The sequence below is a fragment of the Bradyrhizobium sp. C9 genome (assembly GCF_002532045.1).
GTDB lineage: Bacteria > Pseudomonadota > Alphaproteobacteria > Rhizobiales > Xanthobacteraceae > Bradyrhizobium.
The window spans coordinates 748980-772098 of the sequence record NZ_NWTG01000001.1; the positions used below are offsets into that span (position 1 = coordinate 748980).

Sequence of the window (23119 nt, forward strand, 5' to 3'; positions counted from 1 at the left end):
AGGGGGCGGCCGCGCGTTCGACCGTGGTGTCGCGATCTCGATCAGGCGACCTGCCGCTTGCCCGATTTGTCCCACCCGATCGGGCTGATGATGACGCGGTCGCGGCCTTCATGCTTGGCCTGATAGAGCGCGAGGTCGGCGGCCTTGAGCAGATCGCGCGATGTGCGCTCGTGATCCGGGACGAGGCAAGACAATCCGATGCTGATGGTCGGCAACCCATGCTCGGATTCGCGCGCAGCCGTCAGCTTGGCGCGAATCTGCTCGGCAACCTCCAATGCGCCTGCCTTGCCGATGCCGGGCAGCAGCACCGAAAACTCCTCGCCACCATAGCGCGCGCCGAGGTCGGTTGCGCGCTTGGTGCTGGCTGCAATGCACCGTCCCACGGTGGCGAGTACGGCGTCGCCGGCCTGATGGCCGTAGGTGTCGTTGAAGGTCTTGAAATGATCGACGTCGATCATAAGAAGCGATACCGGCGACTTTGCGCGCAGGCCACGCCGCCATTCGACGTCAAGCGTATCGTCGAGCCGGCGGCGGTTGGCGAGGCCGGTCAGCGCATCGGTGTTCGCGAGGTGCGCGAGCCGGCCTTCGGCTGCGGCCCTCCGTTTGAGCGCGGCCAGCAGGTAGAACATCAGGACGATCGAGAAGCCGCAGAGCGCCGCCACCACGCTTCCGATCAGCCAGAGCTGTTGCCACCAGTCGGCATAGATGCCGTCGAGCGCGAGGCCCTCGGCGATCAGCAGGGGATGGTGTCCGACCGCCTGAAAAACATAGAGCCGGCTGACATGATCGACGAGCGATTTCGTCATGTAGGAGCCGGATTGCCGCGCCGGGAACTGCTTGAAGACCTGTGAGTCCCTGATGCTCTGCCCGATCTTGCCGATGTCAAACGGTGCCCGCATCAGCATGACGCCATCGGTGTTGAACAGCGCCATGCTGTCGCCGAGGCCGAAGCTCAGCTTGCGAAACAGATTGTGGAAATAGCTGAGCCGCATGCTGCCCGCGACGACGCCGGCAAAGGAGCCGTCGTCATTGCTGATGCGGCGGCTCAGGCTGATCAGATATTCGCCGTCTGAAGTCACCCAGGGAGGGCTGATGAACAGTCCGCCGTCCGCCCGCGCCCGATGCACCCGGAAGAAGTCCCGATCGGCGTAATTTGCGGCCCGCGGCGTCAATGTCCGGGAATCGAGCGTGACGTCTCCCGCGGTATTCAGTACGAGGATCGAGCCGAGATCCTTGGCAGTGGCGGCACGGTCGAACAGTACGACCTGGCGAAGCTCCGGGCTGATCTTGCCGAGCTCCGGCAGCTTGACGCCGTCGGCGACGGCCTGCAGCGACAGATCATAGAGCTCGATGTTGCGGTCGATCTCGCTGGCGATGGAGGCGACGAGGTTGGTCGCGCCTTCCTTCGCATGCTGATAGTCCTTGCCGGCCATCTCCCAGAGAATGGACGCGCAGATCGCCGAAAAGCACAGGACGAGACCGATCCCGAGCGCGAGGAGCCGTTTCGTCGGCACCGCCTTCGGCTTTGGCAACAGCCCGTTCATTGCTCGCTTCCACTTCCCCGGCGCCCCCGCGCTCTGTGATTTTCTATAGGGGCATCAAATTGAGAAAGGCGACCTCAAGCACAGGCAATTTGCGCCCGTGCGTTGCGATAGTCTTAACCATTCCAGGGGTGGTCGGAACCTGTCGCTGCAGGGCCCGGACGGATCGCCCGATCGGTTCAGGTTCCGGTCCGTCGCAGGTCTTCGGCGGCGTCGCTGCGCAGGTTGCGGAAGAACTGCTCGACCTCGCGCGACAGCGTCTCGGCGGTTGCGGTCAGATCGTTCGATGCCGAGAGCACCGATTCCGCCGCCTTGCTGGTCTGGTCCATGTCGTCGCGGAGCGAGCCGACATTCGTCACCAGGGTTTCGTTGCCCTGGGCGGCCATCTGCGCGTTGGCGGAGATTTCGCGCGTGGCTGCGTCCTGCTGGCCGATCGCGCTTGCGATGTTGGCGGTGACGTTGCTGATCTCGCGCACGGCCTGGCCGATCTCGCGCACGGCAGCCACCGAGTTGCGGGTCGAGGCCTGGATCAGGCCGACATTCTCGCTGATCTCCGCGGTTGCCTTGGCGGTCTGCCCGGCCAGCGCCTTGACCTCGTGCGCAACGACCGCGAAGCCGCGGCCGGCATCGCCGGCGCGGGCAGCTTCGATGGTGGCGTTGAGCGCGAGCAGGTTGGTCTGCTCGGCGATCGCCTGGATCAGGTTCAGCACACCGTCGATGCGCTGCGTCGTGGCGGCAAGGCTCTCGATCTCGGTAATCGACCGGTCGGTGCGCGCACCGGCCTGATCGACCGCGCCGGAGGACTGCTTGACCTGGCGGCCGATCTCCTCGACCGAGGCGGAGAGCTCTTCGGCTGCACTCGCCACCGCAGACACGTTGCTCGAGGCCTGTTCGGTTGCGCCGGCCGCCGCAACCGTCCGGCCGCTGGCGTCCGCCGCGACGGTCGCGATGGTCTGCGCGGTTTGACGCATCGTGGCAGCGTTGTCGTGCACTGCGCGGAGCACCTCGCCGATCGTGCCGCGGAACGTCTCGACGAAGCTCTCGATATGCCGGCCGCGGGCGTCGCGGGCCTCGGAGTCCTGCACGACTTGCGCGTTCAGGCTGCGATTGCGGTCCATCGCCTCCTGGAAGACCTTGATGGCGCGTGCCAGTGCGCCGATTTCATCGCTGCGCCCGACATGCGGCACGTCGACATGGTCGGCGCCCTCGGCGACGTGCTTGATGGTCGTGGTGATCTGCGACAGTGGCCGGGCCACCGAGCGGGCGATGATCAGCACGCCGAGCACCACCACGATCAGGGCCGCCGCACCGAGCCCGGTCAGCAGCAGCGCCAGCTCGCGGTTGGTATCGGTCTGCTGCGCCAGCTTCTTGCTGCGCTCGGCATAGACCTTGGACAGGGCCTCGAGATCCTTGTTCAGCGCGGTGCGCACGTTGCGGTTGGCGTCGTTGTCGCCCCACTCACGCCCGGCAGCAGCGCCGATTTCGATGCCGCGGCGGACCAGCTCTTTCCGGAACTCGATGAATTGCTCGATGCGCTTCTTGAACACCGCGAACTGCGCGGCGTCATCGGCCTGCACCAGGGTTTCCCAGTTCCTCACCACGCCGAGGATGCGGTCGTTGAACGCCAGCAGCCCGTCGCCGTATTTCTTCACCGCCGCAGGGTCGGTCGACATGTAGATGCCGCGGGATTCCATCACCACCGCGTAAACCAGCGAGTTGACCCGCTCGACATTGAGCGCGGCGCGGCTTGCGAGGTCGACGGCCGCGGTCAGCTCGGCATTGTGCCGCGCGTTGTAGTCGGACAGGACGGTGATGGCCGCGGTCAGCGCCGCAATCAGCGCAAACGTCGAGTACAGCCTGGCAGCAAGCGAGAATCGGGATGCCATTGGAGGCCGGGATGTGGAGATGGGGGATGTGGCGGGGGTCGGCATTGAGGGCACTCCAAGAGGCCGGGGAGTACCTTCGGCCAATTAAAGCTTATGCAAAATCTTCATGGACAATTTCTTAACGCGTGCGTTCCCCGCCGCCGCAACCGTTAAAATCTCTAAATAATACCAATGTCTTATGAGGCGGCTCCGGGTCGGTCGGGTTCCAGCGGCGTACCGCCGTGTTGAATGACGGGCCGCCATCATCGTCATTCATCAACATCCTCCCGGCGCACAGGGCGAAGCTGATGGCACGACTTTCGCAAAGAGGTGATAGGTAAGAGGTGCTGTTGCGCCGTCCCCAGCCTCGACGCGAATTCCCATGCTCTATCGTCACACCATCGACGCCACCAATTATGCATTCGACGATCTGCGCATCCTGCTTGCCAAGGCCTCGCCGCCGCGGTCCGGCGACCGCCTGGCCGGCATCGCGGCCGACAGCGCCGCCGAGATGATCGCCGCGCGGCTCACGCTCGCCAACGTTCCACTCAAACAATTCCTCGACGAGCCGGTCATCCCCTATGAGGACGATGAAGTCACCCGCCTGATCCTCGACAGCCACGACGTTGCCGGCTTCCTGCCGGTGTCGTCGCTCACCGTCGGCGGCTTCCGCGACTGGCTGCTGTCGGATGCCGCCACTGGAGACGCGATCAACAGGATCTCGCGCGGCATCACGCCGGAGATGGTGGCGGCGGTGTCGAAGCTGATGCGCAACCAGGATTTGATCCTGGTCGCGAAGAAATGCGCGGTGACAACCCGCTTCCGCAACACCATCGGCTTGCGCGGGCGAATGAGCACGCGGCTGCAGCCGAACCATCCCTTCGACGATGCCAAGGGGATCACCGCCTCGATCCTCGACGGGCTGCTGCTCGGGTCGGGCGATGCATGTATCGGCATCAATCCGGCGAGCGACGATCCGAACGTCATCGGCACCCTGCTGCGGCTGCTGGACGACGTCATCACGCGGCTCGGGATTCCGACGCAGGGCTGCGTGCTGACCCATGTTACGACCACGCTCGGACTGATCGGGCAGGGGCTGCCGGTCGATCTCGTGTTCCAGTCGATCGCGGGCACCGAGGCGGCCAACCGCAGTTTCGGCGTCGATCTCTCGTTGCTACGGGAGGCGCGGGAAGCCGGGCTGTCGCTTCGCCGCGGCACGGTCGGCGACAATGTGATGTATTTCGAGACCGGGCAGGGCTCGGCACTGTCGGCCAACGCCCATCACCAGGTCGACCAGCAGACCTGCGAGGCGCGGGCCTATGCGGTGGCACGGGCGTTCGATCCGCTGCTCGTCAACAGCGTGGTCGGCTTCATCGGTCCGGAATACCTCTATGACGGCAAGGAAATCATCCGCGCCGGGCTCGAGGATCATTTCTGCGGCAAGCTGCTCGGCCTGCCGCTCGGGATCGACGTTTGCTACACCAACCACGCCGAGGCCGATCAGGACGACATGGACAATCTCCTGACGCTGCTGGCGGCGGCCGGCGTGAACTTCATCATGGGCGTGCCGGGCGCCGATGACGTGATGCTGAACTATCAGTCGACATCGTTTCACGATGCGCTCTACATCCGCGACCTGTTCGGCCTGAAGCGGGCGCCCGAATTCGACGACTGGCTCGCGCGCGTCGGACTTGCCGGGCAGGACTTCCGCCTCGTTGCCGATGCGGGGCAGCTGCCCGACCTCGCCGCAAGGCTCTTGACCTGACGGGATAGCGAAATTCTGCAGAGCAACTATCTCCCCGTTGTGACGTTGGTAAGCGCCACAATGTTGAAGAATTTCTGGCCCAGCGTTCCACGCTATGGTTAGATTTGCAGGTGCTTCGGGGTCGTTTGATGAGAGCTGAGGGCATAAAGACGGTACGGCGTATCCTCTGCGTCTTTCCGCGCTATACGTCATCCTTTGGGACCTTCGAGCACTCCTATCCCCTGACCGACGGCGTCAAGGCGTTCATGCCGCCGCAGGGCCTGCTGCTGATCGCCGCATACCTCCCCGAGAATTGGCCGGTCCGTTTCGTCGACGAGAATCTACGTCCGGCGACGACGGAAGATTTCGAGTGGGCGGACGCAGTGTTCGTCAGCGGTATGCACATCCAGCGCCAGCAAATGAATGACATCTGCCATCGCGCGCATGATCATGGGCTGGTGGTCGCGATCGGCGGCCCGTCGGTCAGTGCCTGTCCGGACTACTATCCCGCATTCGACTACCTTCATGTCGGCGAGCTCGGCGATGCGACCAATGAGCTGATCAAACGTCTGGAGCAGGACACCCGTCGCCCCGACGAGCAGGTGGTGCTGAAGACCGTCGACCGCCTGCCGATGACGGAATTCCCGCTACCGGCCTATGAGCTCGCTGAAACCAAGAAGTACTTCCTCGGCAGCATTCAGTTCTCGTCGGGCTGTCCCTATCAGTGCGAGTTTTGCGACATCCCCGGGCTCTATGGCCGCAATCCGCGGCTGAAGTCGCCGCAGCAGATCATTGCCGAGCTCGACAAGCTGCGCGCCTGCGGCGCGACCGACACCGTCTATTTCGTCGACGACAATTTCATCGGCAACCGTAAAGCGGCGGCCGAGCTGCTGCCGCACCTGATCGAGTGGCAGAAGCGGACCGGCTATGTCACGCGGCTCGCCTGCGAGGCGACGCTCAACATTGCCAAGCGTCCCGAGATCCTGGAGAAGATGCGCGAGGCCTTCTTCGTGACGATCTTCGTCGGCATCGAGACGCCCGATCCCGACGCGCTGAAGGCGATGCACAAGGATCAGAACATGATGGTTCCGATCCTGGATGGCGTGCGCACCATCAATTCGTTCGGCATGGAGGTCGTCTCCGGCATCATCATGGGGCTCGACACCGACAAGCCCCAGACCGGCGACGCACTGATCTCCTTCGTCGAGGAGTCCCGGATTCCACTCCTGACCATCAACCTGCTGCAGGCGCTGCCGAAGACGCCGCTGTGGGATCGGCTCGAAAAGGCAGGAAGGCTGGTCGATGACGAGGGCCGCGACTCCAATGTCGAATTCCTGCTGCCCTATGAGGATGTGGTCAGCTCCTGGCGCAAATGCATGGAGATCGCGTACCAGCCCGAGAAGCTGTTCGAGCGCTATCTGCATCAATGCAACTATACTTACGCCAACCGCATCAAGGTGCCGGTCAGTCCGGAGATGAAGAGCTGGGCCAACATCCGGCGCGGCCTGATCATGCTGCGCAACATCTTCTGGAAGGTCGGCGTGCTCGGTGACTACAGGCGCGTGTTCTGGAAGTTTGCGCTCGGCCGGCTCAAGCACGGCGACATCGAGGGGCTGATCTCGGCGACGCTGGTTGCGCATCATCTGATCACGTTTGCGCGCGCAGCCTCCAGCGGCCGGCAGAACGCCTCGAACTACTCGATCCGGCTGCGCGAGGCTTCCGTTCCCGCCGAATGACAGCATGACGACACCGCCGGCGCCATCGTCCCCGTCGCTTCCCGATTTGCGCGAACTCACGCCGGCGCGCGTCGGTCTCGGGCGGTCGGGAGCCAGCCTGCCGACCGAGGCGCTGCTCTCGTTCACGCTCGACCACGCCCGCGCCCGCGATGCCGTTCACGCGGCCTTCGACGCCAGCGGCATTACGGCCGGCCTTGCCGGCCTCGGCATCACGACGCACCAGGTGTCGAGCCAGGCGCCCGGCCGGCGTGATTATCTACGGCGGCCCGATCTCGGGCGCATGCTGGATTCCGTATCGCGGCGGTCGCTGGAAGGTCTCGGCATCACCGCATGCTCCTGCGCGGTCGTGGTCGGGGACGGCCTGTCACCGACAGCGGTCAATGTGCATGCCGTCGAATTGATCCGGCACCTCGTGCCGCACCTTGCGGCCGACAGCATCGACACCGGTGCGGTGGTCGTCGCGTCAGGCGCGCGCGTCGCGCTCGGCGACGAGATCGGCGCCATCATCGGCGCGCGCATGCTGGTGATGCTGATCGGCGAGCGCCCCGGTCTGTCCGCGCCCGACAGCCTTGGCGCCTATCTCACCTTCGCGCCGCGGATCGGCCTCACCGATGCCGACCGCAACTGCATCTCCAACATCCACCGAGCCGGGCTGAGCTATCCGGAAGCCGCAGTCAGGATCGCGTGGCTTGTGCGCGAGGGGCTGGCACGCCAGATCACCGGGGTCGCGTTGAAGGATGAAAGCGGCGGTGGATCGTCACGGAATGCGCTACCGGGGTGTGACAAATCAGATACTTAATAGTGGGGATGAGCGGTTCCCCGCGCATTTGGTTGTACCCTCGCGCTTGCGAGCAAAGGGGCGGACAGGTAAAACCGGCGCCGGTCAATATTCGCGTGTTTTCAAGGACTAGCGCCGATCAGCCGCGCTCACCCGCCTCATTCGCGCCCCTAGACCCAAGCTAGACAGATTGAGCCGTTTTCAGAACTGGACAGGGCATGCTCGAAAAGAACTCCGAAAGTCAGGTCCACGTCGAGAAAGTCGAAGAACCGCGGACGGGCCCCAGCATCGCGTTCGGGATCGAGCGTCTCGGCCTGATCCCGATGCGGGCGCCGATCCTGTCCTGCATCGTGCTCGTCCTGTTGCTGATCGGCGCGGTGTTCGGCGTACATCGGATCAAGATCGACGACTCGCTGTCGCAGCTGTTCCGTTCCGAATCCAAGGACTACAAGCAATATGAGGCGGTGACCAAGCGTTTCCCGGCGACCGAATTCGACGTCCTCGTCGTGGTCGAAGGCAAGACGCTGCTTTCACGTGACAACCTCGGCAAGCTCCGTGACATGGTCACAGACCTGCAGCTCGTCGAGGGCGTGCGCGGCCTGGTGTCGCTGTTCTCCGCGCGCCAGGCGCCGGAGCCCGGCAAGCTGCCGGCGGCACTGTTCCCGAATGAACTTCCCGAGGGCGCGGCCTACGACAAGTTCGTCGAGACCGTCAAAAGCAACGAGATCATCCGCGGCAAGCTGCTGTCGGAGGACGGCACGCTCGCGCTGGTCGTGCTGTCGCTCGAGCCCGAAGTGGTCGGCAGCAACAAGCTCGGCAAGGTGGTCGGGGACATCAGGAAGATCATGGCCGACGATCTCGGCGGCAGCGGGCTCAATGCCCAGCTGTCCGGCGTGCCGGTCATGCAGCTTGAGATCCGCAATGCGGTCGAGCGCGACGGCCTGACCTACAACATTCTCGGCATCCTCGCCGGCTGCGTCATCGCCATCATCTTCTTCCGCAAGATATCCTTCATGGTGGCGGCGGCGTTCCCGCCGATGATCGCGATCCTGCTCGCGCTCGGCGGTCTCGGCTGGGCCAATTTCAATCTCAACATGTTCCTCAACGTGATGACGCCGCTCATCATGGTGATCAGCTTCTCCGACTCGATGCAGCTGACATTCGCGGCACGCGACCGGCTGATCGCGGGGCAGGACAAGTTCACCGCGTTCAAGAACGCGGTGCTGGTGGTCGGCCCGGCCTGCGTGCTGACGCACGGCACCGCGGGCATTTCCTTCATCGCGCTGCAGTTCTCGGATTCCGACCTGATCCGCAAGTTCGGCGAGGCCGGGCTTGCGGCGACCATCATCGCGCTGGTCGCGGTGCTGTCGCTGGTGCCGGTGTTCGGTATCCTGCTGGTGCGCAACGAGAAGGTCTTTGCGGTCAAGTTCCAGAGCGCCGATGCCGGCGTGCAGGCGCTGCGCAATTTCTGCTACTGGATCGCGGTGCGCATGGTCGGCCGTCCCGGGCTGTTCAGCTTGCTCGCGCTGATCGTCGTCGGCGGGCTCGGCATCATCTACGCCAATCTGGAGCCGCGCTACCGGCTCGCCGACCAGGTGCCGGACAAGCGGCAGGCGGTGGAGGCGTCGAGCCGGCTCGACGCCAAGCTGACGGGCGCCAATCCCGTCGACGTGCTGATCGAATTCCCCAAGGGCCAATCGCTCTATTCGCCGGAGACGCTGAAGACGATCGCCGACGTTCATGCGATGGTCGAAGACAGCGCCGGCGTCGGCAACGTCTGGTCGCTGGAGACCCTGCGGCGCTGGCTCGCCGAGAAGGCCGGCAGCAACGATGTCGCCACGCTGAAGGAATATGTCAGCGTGATTCCCGAACATCTCGTGCGCCGCTTCATCTCGAAGGACCAGGATGCGGTCGTGGTGTCGGGCCGCGTCCCGGATCTCGACTCGAGCCAGCTGCTTCCGGTGGTGAACAAGCTCGATCACTCGCTGGACAAGGTGCGCGCCGAGCATCCCGGCTACGAGATCGCGGTCACCGGCCTGTCGGTGATTGCCGCGCGCAACAGCGCCAACATGATCGAGAAGCTCAACCGCGGCCTCACCGTCGAGTTCGCGCTGGTCGCGATCTTCATCGGGCTGGCGTTCCGCTCGGTCGTGGTGATGTTCTCCTGCATCCTGCCCGGCATCTTCCCGGTGGTGCTGTCAGGCACGGTGCTGTGGCTGCTCGGGGAGGGGCTGCAATTCGCCAGCGTCGTGGCGTTGACCGTGTCGTTCGGCCTCGGGCTGAGCGCCACCATCCACTTCCTCAATCGGCTGCGGCTCGAGACCAAGCCCGGTGTCACGCCGGAGCTTGCGGTGGAGCGCGCCACCGTGCTGGTCGGCCCGGCGCTGATCCTGACCACGGTGGTGCTGGCCTGCGGCCTCGTCGTCACCGTGTTCTCCGACCTGCCGTCGCTGCGGCTGTTCGGCTGGCTCAGCGCGTTCTCGATGGTTGCGGCCCTGGTCGCAGACCTCTTCATCCTGCGGCCGACCTCGATGTTCCTGATCAACCTGTCGCAAAAACTCCGCGGCAGGGGCGGGCAACCGGCGCCGATCGAAAAGGCCTGATCGGCCGAAACAAAAAGGCCCGGTTCCGAGTGATCGGAACCGGGCCTTTTTGTTGGCCAGTGAGATCGTTCTGAAGCGTCAGGTCTTCGTCATCGTGATAGTGACGCCGCGGATTTCGCCCTTCGAGTCGATCTGCACCACCTGCTTGGAGCCGTTGGTCTGCAGGTTCAGGTTTGCGGCAAAGCCGGAGGCCTCGACGAACACGTCGATCCGGCCGCCACCGGCGGTGCCCTGCAAATTGCCAAAGATGTTGCGGCTCGCCTCGCTCCAGTTGCCGGAGATCCGGTCGCCCTGGCTGGTGACGTCGCTGGAGAGGTCGAACTTGTAGCTGTCGCTGGCGCAATGCAGCGACTGCTTCAGGTTCATGCCCGATGGCGCGACCTTGTAGTCTGCCTTGCAACGAATCCGTTCGGTCGTGCCGTTGGACAACGCCACCGTGCCCGTTCCGGTCCACGAGCCGGCAAAACCGGCAAACGGACCGTTCGCCTGGGCATGGACTGCGGAGGCAGACAGCATCAGTGCGGCGCTGACGCCCACAGCCCTGAGGGCCTGACCATAAAGGCTGGAACCAAACAGTTTCATTTTGAATTTTCCCATCAAAATCAACGCCTCTTTCGCAAGAAAGCGTCTCGCCGCATCGAAGGTTTAGTGTCACCCAGGAATGTTAGGTTCAAACGACAGAAGCGGCGTGCGCGAGCCCTGTCGTCATTGAACAGAATCAGAAACCATTGGCCTCATGATGGCATCTAGCTTTGCACAAGTGCGCTCCGCAATACCCAAACGCGACAAAGTGATGGCATGAATCGTTGTTATCAATCAATGGCTTAGGCGGGGGTTTACAGCGCCGCAAATTTAGCCGCATTTAGCAGTGCTTGTCGTCAATCCGTTGCCGCGTTACGTGGCGTCTGCAATCCCCAAAATCCGTCCCGGCCATGCCGAAACGCGCTTCGGGAACAGATTTTCTGCTGTCGGAAATGAAGGAATACGATGCGTAAATTTCTCCTGGCTGTTGCCGTGTTGTCGATCCCGCTCTCGTCCAGCGCCTTCGCCCAGCAGCAAGGGCGCGGCACGCCCGATGAGCAGAAGGCCTGCACGCGCGACGTGCAGCGTCACTGCCGCTCCGTCATCGATCAGGGCGATTTCACCATTCTCGCCTGCCTGCAGCAGAACCGCAGCAAGATCAGCGCCGCCTGCGACCAGGTGCTGAAGACCCACGGCCAATAAGACCGGATTCAGGTCTCAAGGGACCGCTATCGACACCGCGGCTGGCAGCCATGCCGGCTGCGGCCACATATGCTGGCGGTCACAGATAGCATTGGTTTTGGTGGCGTATTCCCCTATATGGGGCTCGCAAATCCCCCGCATGCGCCTGACCGTCCGCGCCTGCGTCGTGCCATGACCAGTGTAGCCCAAATTTCCCATGACCACCGCGAGCGACCTGCGATCCGGAAAGACCCACCGCGACGAGAATTTTCCGGTCGCGTCGTGGATCATTCATCCGCGGCATCGTGCCCTGATCCTGGCCTTCTATAATTTCGTCCGCACCGCCGACGATATCGCCGATCACGCCACGCTGCCGCCTGAGGAGAAGCTGCGCTATCTCGACCTCATGGAGGCCGAGCTGCTCGGCAATGGCGATAGCCAGAAGGAAGCGGTCAGCCTGCGCCGCGCCTTTGCCGAGCGCGGCATGCCGCCGCGGCATGCGCTCGACGTGCTGGTGGCGTTCCGCCTCGACGTCACCAAGCTGCGCTACGAAAACTGGGACGACGTGATCGACTATTGCCGCTACTCGGCGATGCCGGTCGGGCGCTTCATGCTCGACGTGCATGGCGAGGATATTTCGACCTGGGCGGCGTCGGACGCGCTCTGCGCCGGATTGCAGATCAACAATCACCTGCAGGACTGCGGCAAGGACTACCGGAACCTGAACCGCGTCTATCTGCCGCGCGATGCGCTGGCCGCTGTGGGTGCGACCGTCGAGATGCTCGGCGAGGCGAAGTCGCAGCCGGCCCTGCTCAAATGCCTGCAGGCGCTCGCGGTGCGCACCGAGGCGCTGCTCGACCAGAGCAAGCCGCTCGCCGCCGAAGTGAAGGATTTCCGGCTCGGGCTCGAGATCTCGGTGATCCAGGCATTCGCCGACAAGATCGTCAACATGCTGAAGGTGCGCGACCCGCTCAGCGAACGCGTGCATCTGGGCCCGGTCGAATTGCTGCTGCAGAGCCTTGGCGGCGTCGCCGGCGAGACTGCGCGGCGCACGATCGGACGGCGTGCGGTCTCCAAGACGGCGGCAGGGGCATGAGTGCTGAGGCGGCGGCCAACGCAAATTACGGAAGCACCGCGTCGGGCAGCTCGTTCTATGCCGCGATGCGCATCCTGCCGCACGCGCAGCGCGAGGCGATGTTCCAGATCTACAGCTTCTGTCGGCAGGTCGACGACATCGCCGATTCCGACGGTCCGCGGCCGGAGCGCCTGGCCGCCTTGCAGCAATGGCGCGACGATATCGATGCGCTGTATGCGGGGCATCCGCCGGCGCGGCTGAAGGACTATGTTGCGTCGGTGAAGGCCTTCGGCCTGAAGCGCGAGGATTTCGTCGCGATCGTCGACGGCATGGAGATGGACGTGCCGCAGGACATCCGCGCGCCCGATCTTGCGACGCTCGATCTGTATTGCGATCGCGTCGCTAGTGCGGTCGGCCGGCTGTCGGTGCGCGTGTTCGGCCTGCCCGAGGAAGACGGCATCCAGCTCGCCTACCATCTCGGCCGCGCGCTGCAGCTCACCAACATCCTGCGCGACATCGACGAGGATGCCGGTCTTGGCCGGCTCTATTTGCCGCGCGAATGGCTCTGGCACGCCGGCATCACCAACAACGACCCGGCCCGCGTCACTGCCGACCGCGCGCTGCCGAAAGTGTGCGCGCCGCTTGCCGAGCGCGCCAAGATGCACTTCCAGAAGTCCGACGAGATCATGAATCGCAATTCGCGCCGTGCCGTGCGCGCGCCGCGGATCATGTCGAAATACTACCGCGCGATCCTCGATCTCCTGATCGCGCGCGGCTTCGCCGCTCCGCGTGAGCCGGTGCGTGTGTCCAAGGCCGCCAAGATCGGCATTCTTCTTCGTTACGCGATCATCTGATGCAAAAGACCGTTCATATCATCGGTGCCGGTATTTCCGGCCTCTCCGCGGCCGTGCGGCTCGCCAATGGCGGCTACAAGGTTGCCGTTCACGAGGCGACGCAGCAGGCCGGTGGCCGCTGCCGTTCCTATTTCGACGCCGCCACCAATCTCACCATCGACAACGGCAACCATCTGCTGCTGTCGGGCAACCGCCACGCGCTGAGCTACGCGCGCTCGATCGGCACCGAGGCCGGCCTCGTGGGACCTGCGCGCGCGCAGTTTCCGTTCGTCGATCTGGCGTCCGGCCAACGCTGGCAGCTCGACCTCGGCGATTCCCGCCTGCCGCTGTGGGTGTTCGACGAGGCGCGCCGCGTCCCCGACACCGGTCTGCGCGATTATCTCGCATTGGCGCCGCTGGCCTGGGCCGGCGCCGAGGCGCTGGTCGGCAACACGATTCCCTGCAAGGGAACGCTGTATGACCGCCTGGTGCAGCCGCTGCTGCTCGCGGCATTGAACGTCGATCCGCCGGAAGGCTCGGCCGGGCTTGCCGGCGCCATCGTGCGCGAGACGCTGCTTGCCGGCGGGCAGGCCTGCCGTCCACTGATCGCGCGCGACGGCCTGAGCTCGGTGCTGATCGAGCCGGCCGTGAAGCTGCTGCAGGAGCGAGGCCACAGTGTCCAGTTCAGTCACGAATTGCGTACGCTTGGCATGTCGGGTGATCGCATCAGCGAGCTCGACTTCGGCGGTGGCGACAAGATCACGCTGGCGGCCGACGATGCCGTCGTGCTCGCGGTGCCGCCGCGCGCTGCGGCAACCCTGCTGCCCGGCCTGAAGACCCCGACCAAATTCCGCGCCATCGTCAATGCACATTTCCGCGTCGATCCGCCGCGCGACGCCGCGCCCATTCTCGGCGTGGTCGGCGGCCTCGTGGAGTGGCTGTTTGCGTTCCCGCAGCGTCTGTCGGTGACGATCAGCAACGGCGACCGCCTGGTCGACATGCCGCGCGAGGAGCTCGCGCAGGCGATCTGGCGGGATATCTGCAAGGCGTCCGGCATTTCCGGCGACCTGCCGCCGTGGCAGATCGTGCGCGAGCGCCGCGCCACATTTGAGGCGACGCCGGAACAGAACGCCCTGCGTCCGGGGCCCGCGACAGCGCAAAAAAACCTGTTCCTTGCCGGCGACTGGACTGCTACCGGGTTGCCGGCAACCATCGAGGGGTCGGTGCGGTCGGGTGATCGCGCCGCAGATCTGGTTCTGGCCCGGCGTTAGATTCGACCTGTTAAGCGGCCGCGGCTTTCGATCAGCCCGGTCCGCAATGAAGAGGATATCGAGCGAAATGCTTTCGAGAGATCACGGCGTCGCAGTCGATCCGGTCGCGCTGGAGAAGAGCATCTCCAAGGCAACCGAAGCGCTGCTCGGCTACCGTCAGTCCGACGGGCATTGGGTGTTCGAGCTCGAGGCCGACAGCACCATTCCGGCCGAGTACATCCTGCTGCGTCATTATCTGGCCGAGCCGGTCGATGCCGCGCTCGAGGCCAAGATCGGCAACTATCTGCGCCGCGTCCAGGGCGCGCATGGCGGCTGGCCGCTGGTGCATGACGGCCCGTTCGACATGAGCGCCAGCGTGAAGTCGTACTTCGCGCTGAAGATGATCGGCGATTCCGTCGACGCGCCGCACATGGTGCGGGCGCGCGAGGCGATCCGTTCGCGCGGCGGAGCTTCGGGCAGCAACGTGTTCACGCGCTTCCTGCTCGCGCTCTATGGCGTCGTGACCTGGCGCGCGACGCCGGTGCTGCCGATCGAGATCATGCTGCTGCCGATGTGGTCGCCGTTCCACATCAACAAGATCTCCTACTGGGCTCGCACCACCATGGTGCCGCTGATGGTGCTCGCCGCGCTGAAGCCGCGCGCGAAGAATCCGAAGGGCGTCGGCATCGACGAATTGTTCCTGGAGGATCCGAAATCGGTCCGCATGGCGCCGAAGGCGCCCCATCAGAGCGCGAGCTGGTTCTATCTGTTCCGCTCGCTCGACGCCGTGCTGCGCGTGATCGAGCCGATGTTTCCGAAGCGCCTGCGTCAACGCGCAATCGACGCCGCGCTCGCCTTCACCGAAGAGCGGTTGAACGGCGAAGACGGCATGGGCGCGATCTATCCGCCGATGGCCAACATCGTCATGATGTATGAGGCGCTCGGCAAGGACGAGAATTTCCCGCCGCGCGCGGTCACCCGCCGCGGCATCGACAAGCTGCTGGTGGTCGGCGAGCACGAGGCCTATTGCCAGCCTTGCGTCTCGCCAGTGTGGGACACCGCGCTGACCTGTCATGCGCTGCAGGAAGCGGGCGGCGAGGATACGCTGGCCAAGGCCAAGCAGGGCCTCGACTGGCTGAAGCCGCGCCAGGTGCTGGAGCTGAAGGGCGACTGGGCGGTCAAGGCGCCGGGCGTCCGTCCCGGTGGCTGGGCGTTCCAGTACAACAACGACCACTATCCCGATCTCGACGATACCGCCGTGGTCGTGATGGCGATGGACCGCGTGCGGCGTCACAGCGGAACCAGGGAATATGACGAGGCGATCGCGCGCGGCCGCGAGTGGATCGAGGGGCTGCAGAGCCGCGACGGCGGCTGGGCGGCGTTCGACGCCAACAACCTCGAATATTACCTCAACAACATCCCGTTCTCCGATCACGGCGCATTGCTCGATCCACCGACCGAGGATGTCACGGCGCGCTGCATCTCGATGCTGGGCCAGCTCGGCGAGACCGCCGAGAGCAGCAAGGCGATGGCCGACGGTATTGCCTATCTCCGCCGCACCCAGCTCGCCGAGGGCTCCTGGTACGGCCGCTGGGGCCTGAATTACGTCTACGGCACCTGGTCGGTGCTCTCCGCGCTGAATGTCGCAGGGGTCGATCGCAACGACCCGATGATTCGGAAAGCGGTCGATTGGCTGGCGTCCGTCCAGAATCACGACGGCGGCTGGGGCGAGGACGCCGTCAGCTACCGGCTGGATTACAAAGGTTATGAAGTTGCGCCGTCGACCTCCTCACAAACGGCATGGGCCTTGCTTGGATTGATGGCGGCCGGAGAGGTCGAAAATCCCGCCGTGGCGCGGGGGGTGGAGTACCTAAAGGCAACACAGACGGAAAAAGGGCTGTGGGACGAGCAGCGATACACAGCTACGGGGTTTCCGCGGGTATTTTACTTGCGATATCATGGCTACTCGAAGTTCTTTCCGCTCTGGGCGCTGGCGCGGTATCGGAATTTGAGAAGCACCAATAGCAGGGTGGTAGGGGTCGGGATGTGATTGTTGAGGCGGGGGCCGCCGAGACCGTGGGCAGTAGAATTGATCCTCGGCCGGTATTGATTGTGACTGGATTGGTGCAGGAGGCCCGCATCGCGGCCGGTCCCGGCATGATCGTGATTTGCAGCTCGAGCGATCCGCAGCAGCTGCGTGAATTGCTGGCGACGCTGGATTCGACGAGCTTCCGTGGCGTGATTTCGTTCGGCGTGGCCGGCGGTCTCGATCCGTCGCTGAAGTCGGGCGACGTCGTGGTCGCGACCGAGGTGATGTCCGGCGATACCCGTTTCCTGGCAGCATCCGCCCTGAACGAAGAGATGATCGCCAGCGCCGCGCTGAAGCGTCGCCGGATCGTCCGCGGCGGACTTGCCGGCGTCGAAGAGGTGATCGCGGCGAAGGCCTGCAAGGCCGCGCTGCGCTCGATGACGGGCGCGGCCGCAGTCGACATGGAAAGCCACATCGCTGCAGCCTATGCCGCCAAGGCGGGCGTTCCGTTCGCCGCGCTGCGCGTGATCAGCGATCCAGCGCACCGGGCGCTACCCGAGCTTGCGAAATCTGCGGTGAAGCCGAACGGCGACATCGACCTGCGCAAGGTGTTGCGCGGCATCGTGCGCAATCCGCGGACGCTGCGGGCGCTGGTGTCGACCGGTATAGATTTCAATCGCGCGCTGCGCTCGCTGCGCAGCTGCCGCGGCTTCCTGCTCGGCAACGACGTGCTGATGCCGGTGGAAGACGTGCTGGTGGCAAAGGCGGCCTGATCCAGTCCCGGTCCGGGACGGCGTTGCTCGCTGTAGCAGGCTCAAACACTCAAGCTCAAAAAAGGCCCGATCGCACCGCGATCGGGCCTTTTGCTTTGACGCCACGCCGGTCCGGGTTCGGTGCATTCAAATTTACCGGGCGCGCGTTCGCCGGCTTGCGGGCAGGTGACCCTCGAGGCCGGTTCCTGCCTGCGCGGATCACTGCATGTCTCCGACGATCACTGTTTCTGCAAGCACAGCCACGGCGTCCGCGGGCGGTGTGCCGTCCTGCGGCCTTGGGCCGCCTGTGGCTGCTTGACAGAGATCGCAATTCAATCGAATATGAATTATGATCCTCTATTCATGAATTAAGGTTCATTATGGCAATCGCTGCGGTTCGCCTCAACCAGCTCGTCGAGACCAAGGCCCGCATTCTGGATGCCGCCAGGGAGGCGGTGGCGCTGAGTGGCTGGAAGGACGCCCAGATCGCCCTGATCGCCTCACGGGCCGGCGTGGCCACGGGCAGCGTGTATCGCTACTTCGACTCGAAGGCGGACCTGTATGCGCAGGTGCTCGCCCTGGTTTCCGAGCGCGAGGTGGCGGTTGTCGCCGCGATCGTCGAGGCGGAGGGATCCGCGTCCCAGTGTCTGGTGGACGCGATCTACACCTTCGCGGTGCGGGCGATGCGCGGCCGCCGTCTGGCCTACGCGCTGATCGCCGAACCCTGTGAGCCTGAGATCGATGCGGCGCGGCTGAAATACCGGGCGGCCCTGGCCGATCAGATCGCAAGGCTGGTCCGGCGCGGCATCGCCGACGGCGAGTTCGTCGAGATCGATGCGAATGTCGCGGCATCCTGCGTGGCTGGCGCTTTCATGGAGGCGCTGGTCGGTCCGCTGGCGCCCGAAGCAGCGCCGGACTCCGACGCGGCAAGGGCGATCGCACAATCGATCGCGGGGCTTTCCGCGCGCATGCTGTTTCGCCATCCCGCGCCTGAATTGACCCCCGTGTCGAGAGTCTCCGCATGAATGCGCGTGTCCAGCCGGTTGCCGCCGCGGAGGCGAAAGCCGCTCCATTTGCGACCCATGAAGTCCGCAATCAGGCGCGGCCGGCCACAGGCTTCAACGCGTTCGATGACGACCGCGCATTGAGCGCCCTGATCGCAAGGACCGTGCCGTGGGCAAGAGACAAGCTTTCCGCGCTCGGCGCGCAGGCCGGCAGCGAAGCCGTGCAGGACGCCGCGCGGCTTGCCAACGAGTACGAACCGAAGCTCGTGACCCATGACCGGTATGGCAACCGCAACGATTGGGTCGAGTTTCATCCGGCATGGCATCAATTGATGGCGCTGGCGTTCCAGAGCGAGGTCCATGGCCTCGCTTGGTCGACGCACGAGCCGCATGGCCATCTGGCGCGCGCGGCGCTGAGCTATCTCTGGAATCAGATCGAGAACGGCGTCGGTTGTCCGACCGGCATGGCGTACGCCGCGATCGCCGGGTTTTCCGGCAAGCCGCAATTCAGCCTGTGGCGGGAGCGAACGCTGGCGGCGGATTACGATCCGCGCCGGCTTCCGATCGAGGCCAAGCGTGCGGCGGTGATCGGCTACGCGATGACCGAGAAGCAGGGCGGCTCCGATCTGCGTGAGACCCAGACCACCGCGCGCTTCGTCGAGCGCGGCGCGCATGGCGAGATCTATGCGATCACCGGCCACAAATGGTTTTTCTCGGTGCCGGTCGCCGATGGGTTCTACACGCTGGCACGGACCCAATCCGGCGTCAGCTGCCTGTTCGTGCCGCGCCTGTTGCCGGACGGCAGCGCCAACCGCATCCACATTCAGCGCCTGAAGGACAAGTGCGGCAACCGTTCGAACGCGTCGAGCGAGATCGAGTATCACGACACCTGGTCGATCCTGGTCGGCGAGGAAGGCCGCGGCATCGCGGAGATTCTTTCGCATGCGCATTTGACGCGGCTGGATTTCGCGGTCGGCTCCGCCGGTCTGATGCGGCAGGCGTTGAGCCTGGCCCTGAACCACGCGCAAACGCGAACCGCGTTCGGTAAGCCGATGGCCGAGCTCCCGATGCAGCGCAACGTGCTCGCCGATCTCGCACTCGAGAGCGAGGCGGCGATGCTGGGCGCATTTCGCGTCGCGCGTGCGACCGACGGCCTGCAGACCAGCGACCATGAGCGGCTGCTGGCGCGGGTCGCGACCCCTGTGGTGAAGTTCTGGAATTGCCAGCGCGCGCCGGCCTTCACCTACGAGTGTCTGCAGGTGCATGGCGGCAACGGCTTCATCATGGAGAATGCGATGGCGCGGCTCTACCGCGAGGCGCCGCTGAACTCGATCTGGGAAGGTACCTCCAACATGATGTGCATGGACGTGCTGCGCGCCATGCAACGGGATGCAAATTGCCGGGACGCGTTCGTCGACGAACTGCGTGCGAGCAGTGGCCTCAATGCGGTCTATGACCGGAGCACGGACGACCTCGCGGATCGCTTGCGGGCACGTTATCCGGACGACGGGCATGCACGGGCGCTGGTCACCCGCATGGCGCATGCGTTGCAGGCCGCCGAGATGTTGCGGCATGGCGATGCTGCCGCCGCCGATCTCTTCGTGCAATCCAGGCTTGGTGCGGACGGAATGCATGTGTTCGGCGCGCTTCCGTCGTCGGAGGGCCTTGGCGAGATCGTTGCGCGCGCCTCCGTCATCCGTCACTAGGGGTCTCAGTCATATGCGTCAGACCGAAGTTTGTGCCGTCAACGATGTCAGGACCCTCGTTGGAGAAGAGGAGTGGGCGACGCGGGTCGATCTCGCGGCGTGCTACCGCCTGGTCGCGCTCTACGGAATGACCGACCTGATCTACAACCACATCAGCGCGCAGGTCCCGGGGCATGACGACCGGTATCTGATCAATCCGTACGGCATGCTCTACGAGGAGATCACGGCGTCGAGCCTCGTCAAGATCGACATCGAGGGCCGGACCTTGCTGCAGCCCGACCACGGCTACAACGTCAACGTGGCCGGCTTCTACCTGCATGCCCCGATCCATCGCGCACGGCCCGACGTGAAGTGCGTCCTGCATACCCACACCAGGGCCGGCACCGCGGTCAGCACGCTTGCCGAAGGGCTGCTGCCGCTGTCGCAGACGGCGATGCGGTTTCACGGGCGGATCGGCTATCACGACTTCGAGGGGCCGGCGATCGATCGCGACGAATGCGACCGCGTCGTCGCCGATCTCGGCCGCAACAACGTGCTGGTGTTGCGCAATCATGGCCTCCTGGTCTGCGGCAACACGATTCCGCAGGCGTTCAATGCGATCTACTGGCTGGAGCAGGCTTGCCGGATCCAGGTCGATGCACTCGGCTGCGGCCGGCCGCTGCACGCGCCGAGCGAACTGGCGATCGGCAACACGGTGACCTGCTTTGCCGGCACCGAGATCACGCTCGATAATGAGCGCGACACCAATCCGGTGCTGAATGAAGCGGCGCAAAATCTGCAAGCCGGTTACGGGCTGCTGGAATGGCCGGCGCTGCGGCGCAGGCTCGACCGCATCGACGCGAGCTACGCGCAATGAGCATGTCGCAGGCCTCGCTGCGGATTGGCTTCATCGGCGCCGGCCGCGTGGCGCAGACGCTCGCGCCGGCGTTCGCCCGCGCGGATCTGAACGTCGCAGCCTTCTACAACCGTGGTCCCGATGCCGCGCAGCGTCTCGGATCCCGCATCCCATCGGCGCGGCCGTTGGCCGGCGCGCAACAGGTCGTGGACAGCTGCGACATGGTCTTCCTGACGGTGAGCGATGACGCGATCCTGCCGGTCTGCCGCGGTCTGCGCTGGAAGCCGCATCACCGCGTGGTCCATTGCAGTGGCGCGACCGAACTGGCGGCGCTCGATCATGCGCGCTCCGCGGGCGCCGCAACCGGCGGATTTCACCCAATGCAGATGTTTGCCAATCCCGACGTCGCGCTTGAAGGGCTGCGCGGATGCACCGTCGGCATCGAGGCAGAAGGCGACTTCCGGCACGACCTTGAACGGCTCGCCACCAGCATCGGCTGCGAGCCGTTGGCGCTGCCGGCCGGCGTGCGGGCGCTCTATCATGCCTCGGCCTACTACGTCGGTCCGTTCCTGATCTCGCTGCTCAAGGAAGGCGTCGAGCTCTGGAGGAGCTTTGGCGCCAGCGAGGCCGACGCGCTGCGCGCCATGATGCCGCTGCTGCGGGGCACGGTCGCGGCCGTTCTCGACGGTGGCCTCGCCAACGGCATGGGTGGCTGCGTGGCGCGCGGCGACGTTGGGACGATCGTCAAGCACCTGCGGGCCCTGGACGAGCGCTTTCCCGCCTCGGGCGCGCTCTATCGCGAACTGGCGCTGCGCAATGTCCCGCTCGGGATCGAGCGCGGCACGCTCAGCGCTGCGCGCGCCGCCGAGATCGAACAGCTGCTACTCCGAACCCGGCAAACGCAGGCCGCATCCTGATCCAAGAACAAAGGGCCCCGGTTCGCTGAACCGAGGCCCTTCAATCTTTTGCTCCCCGCTCACATGGAGCATCAGGCGGCGGTGGACGCCTTCGCTTGCTGCTTGGCAGCGGCGGCGGTCGCCTCGTCGCGGCGGATCTCCGAGAGCTTCTTCTGGACCTGCTCGGCGAAGATGTACTGCGCCGGACGCTGCTTCGACATGTCGATCTCGGGCGCCATCGGACCCGTGGTCTTGATGCCGCGCAGCGCGACCCACATCGCCTTCAGCGGATTGTTGATCGCAGCGGTCGCCGCGGTCGGCTCGTAACCGCAATGGGCCATGCAGTCGGCGCACTTCTCGTACTTGCCGGTGCCGTAGGTCTCCCAATCGGTGGTGTCCATCAGCTCCTTGAAGGTCTTGGCGTAGCCTTCACCGAGCAGATAGCAGGGCTTCTGCCAGCCGAAGATGTTGCGCGCCGGCATGCCCCAGGGCGTGCACTCGTATTCCTGGTTGCCGGCGAGGAAGTCGAGGAACAGGCCGGAATGCATGAAATTCCACTTCTTGCCCTTGCCGAGCGCAAAGACGTCGCGGAACAGCTTCTTGGTCTTGGTGCGGTTGAGGAAGTGCTCCTGGTCGGGCGCACGCTCATAGGCATAACCCGGCGACATCGAGACGCCGACGCCGAGCTCGGTGGTGAAGTCGAGGAATTTTGCGATCTCCTCAGCCGGATGGCCGTCGAAGATGGTGGCGTTGACGTTGACCGTGAAGCCGCGTGCCTTCGCCGCCTTGATCGCGGAGACGGCGCGATCGAACACGCCCTTCTGCGACACCGCCTTGTCGTGATGGTCCTTCAGGCCGTCGAGATGCACCGAGAAGAACAAATAGGGCGACGGCTCGAACAGATCGAGCTTCTTCTCGAGCAGCAGCGCATTGGTGCACAGCGAGACGAATTTCTTGCGCGCCACGAGGCCGCGCACGATCTCGCCGATCTCCTTGTGGATCAGCGGCTCGCCGCCGGGGATCGCCACCATCGGTGCGCCGCATTCATCGGCCGCGTCCCAGCACTCCTGCGCAGTCATGCGGCGGTTGAGGATCGCATCGGGATAATCGATCTTGCCGCAGCCAACGCAGGCGAGGTTGCAACGGAACAGGGGTTCCAGCATCAGCACGAGCGGATAGCGTTTGCGGCCAAGCAGCTTCTGCTTGATCAGATAACCGCCGATACGCATTTCCTTGAAGAACGGTATAGCCATTAGACGATTTTCTTTC

The 23119-nt window shown here is 64.6% G+C and carries 18 protein-coding genes; 14 read left to right on the forward strand and 4 right to left on the reverse strand.

Features of this window, described 5'->3' with window-relative positions; translation table 11 throughout:
* Positions 1-41: 41 nt before the first annotated feature.
* Positions 42-1544: a sensor domain-containing diguanylate cyclase gene (locus CO675_RS03320; protein WP_097670559.1), complete on the reverse strand. Its 1503-nt coding sequence runs from the start codon at positions 1542-1544 to the stop codon at positions 42-44.
* 176 nt (positions 1545-1720) lie between these two features.
* Positions 1721-3427, reverse strand: a complete 1707-nt coding sequence (locus tag CO675_RS03325; protein WP_097670560.1) for a methyl-accepting chemotaxis protein — start codon at positions 3425-3427, stop codon at positions 1721-1723.
* A 361-nt stretch (positions 3428-3788) separates the two neighbouring features.
* Between CO675_RS03325 and CO675_RS03330 the strand changes: the two genes are divergently transcribed.
* From CO675_RS03330 to CO675_RS03345, 4 genes are all read left to right on the forward strand, one after another.
* The gene (locus CO675_RS03330) at positions 3789-5171 is read left to right on the forward strand and encodes an ethanolamine ammonia-lyase subunit EutB (RefSeq protein WP_097670561.1); all 1383 of its coding nucleotides are present in this window, start codon (positions 3789-3791) and stop codon (positions 5169-5171) included.
* 128 nt (positions 5172-5299) lie between these two features.
* Positions 5300-6886, forward strand: a complete 1587-nt coding sequence (locus tag CO675_RS03335) for a B12-binding domain-containing radical SAM protein (protein ID WP_097670562.1) — start codon at positions 5300-5302, stop codon at positions 6884-6886.
* A 4-nt stretch (positions 6887-6890) separates the two neighbouring features.
* The gene (eutC, locus tag CO675_RS03340; RefSeq protein ID WP_097670563.1) at positions 6891-7685 is read left to right on the forward strand and encodes an ethanolamine ammonia-lyase subunit EutC; all 795 of its coding nucleotides are present in this window, start codon (positions 6891-6893) and stop codon (positions 7683-7685) included.
* A 197-nt stretch (positions 7686-7882) separates the two neighbouring features.
* On the forward strand, positions 7883-10267 hold the full coding sequence (locus tag CO675_RS03345) for an efflux RND transporter permease subunit (protein WP_097670564.1): 2385 nt from the start codon (positions 7883-7885) through the stop codon (positions 10265-10267).
* Between the two features lie 78 nt (positions 10268-10345).
* Here CO675_RS03345 and CO675_RS03350 read toward each other — a convergent pair whose 3' ends face one another.
* Positions 10346-10849, reverse strand: a complete 504-nt coding sequence (locus CO675_RS03350) for a hypothetical protein (RefSeq protein ID WP_097670902.1) — start codon at positions 10847-10849, stop codon at positions 10346-10348.
* Between the two features lie 405 nt (positions 10850-11254).
* Between CO675_RS03350 and CO675_RS03355 the strand changes: the two genes are divergently transcribed.
* From CO675_RS03355 to CO675_RS03400, 10 genes are all read left to right on the forward strand, one after another.
* The gene (locus CO675_RS03355) at positions 11255-11491 is read left to right on the forward strand and encodes a hypothetical protein (protein ID WP_097670565.1); all 237 of its coding nucleotides are present in this window, start codon (positions 11255-11257) and stop codon (positions 11489-11491) included.
* 196 nt (positions 11492-11687) lie between these two features.
* Entirely contained in the window at positions 11688-12566 is an 879-nt protein-coding gene (gene hpnC, locus CO675_RS03360; RefSeq protein WP_097670566.1) for a squalene synthase HpnC, read from the forward strand.
* Positions 12563-13399 (forward strand): presqualene diphosphate synthase HpnD, encoded by an 837-nt coding sequence (gene hpnD / locus CO675_RS03365; RefSeq protein WP_097670567.1) that lies wholly within the window; start codon positions 12563-12565, stop codon positions 13397-13399. Before hpnC ends, hpnD begins: the two co-directional genes overlap by 4 nt.
* Positions 13399-14649, forward strand: coding sequence for a hydroxysqualene dehydroxylase HpnE (hpnE, locus tag CO675_RS03370; protein WP_097670568.1), 1251 nt, complete (start codon positions 13399-13401; stop codon positions 14647-14649). Before hpnD ends, hpnE begins: the two co-directional genes overlap by 1 nt.
* Before the next feature lie 67 nt (positions 14650-14716).
* A complete protein-coding gene (gene shc / locus CO675_RS03375; RefSeq protein ID WP_097670569.1) occupies positions 14717-16678 on the forward strand; it encodes a squalene--hopene cyclase in 1962 nt (653 codons plus the stop codon).
* On the forward strand, positions 16675-17430 hold the full coding sequence (locus CO675_RS03380; RefSeq protein WP_502693354.1) for a phosphorylase: 756 nt from the start codon (positions 16675-16677) through the stop codon (positions 17428-17430). Before shc ends, CO675_RS03380 begins: the two co-directional genes overlap by 4 nt.
* Before the next feature lie 359 nt (positions 17431-17789).
* Positions 17790-18434 carry a TetR/AcrR family transcriptional regulator gene (locus tag CO675_RS03385; RefSeq protein ID WP_097670570.1) on the forward strand — a complete coding sequence of 215 codons (645 nt, stop codon included), beginning with the start codon at positions 17790-17792 and terminating at the stop codon, positions 18432-18434.
* Positions 18431-20119 (forward strand): acyl-CoA dehydrogenase family protein, encoded by a 1689-nt coding sequence (locus CO675_RS03390; protein ID WP_097670571.1) that lies wholly within the window; start codon positions 18431-18433, stop codon positions 20117-20119. The genes CO675_RS03385 and CO675_RS03390 overlap by 4 nt, the downstream gene beginning before the upstream one ends.
* 13 nt (positions 20120-20132) lie before the next feature.
* Complete coding sequence (locus CO675_RS03395; RefSeq protein WP_097670572.1) at positions 20133-20975, forward strand: class II aldolase/adducin family protein; 843 nt, start codon at positions 20133-20135, stop codon at positions 20973-20975.
* On the forward strand, positions 20921-21871 hold the full coding sequence (locus CO675_RS03400) for a Rossmann-like and DUF2520 domain-containing protein (RefSeq protein ID WP_245452609.1): 951 nt from the start codon (positions 20921-20923) through the stop codon (positions 21869-21871). Before CO675_RS03395 ends, CO675_RS03400 begins: the two co-directional genes overlap by 55 nt.
* A gap of 71 nt (positions 21872-21942) precedes the next feature.
* Here CO675_RS03400 and hpnH read toward each other — a convergent pair whose 3' ends face one another.
* A complete protein-coding gene (hpnH, locus tag CO675_RS03405; protein ID WP_097670574.1) occupies positions 21943-23103 on the reverse strand; it encodes an adenosyl-hopene transferase HpnH in 1161 nt (386 codons plus the stop codon).
* Between the last annotated feature and the right edge of the window lie 16 nt (positions 23104-23119).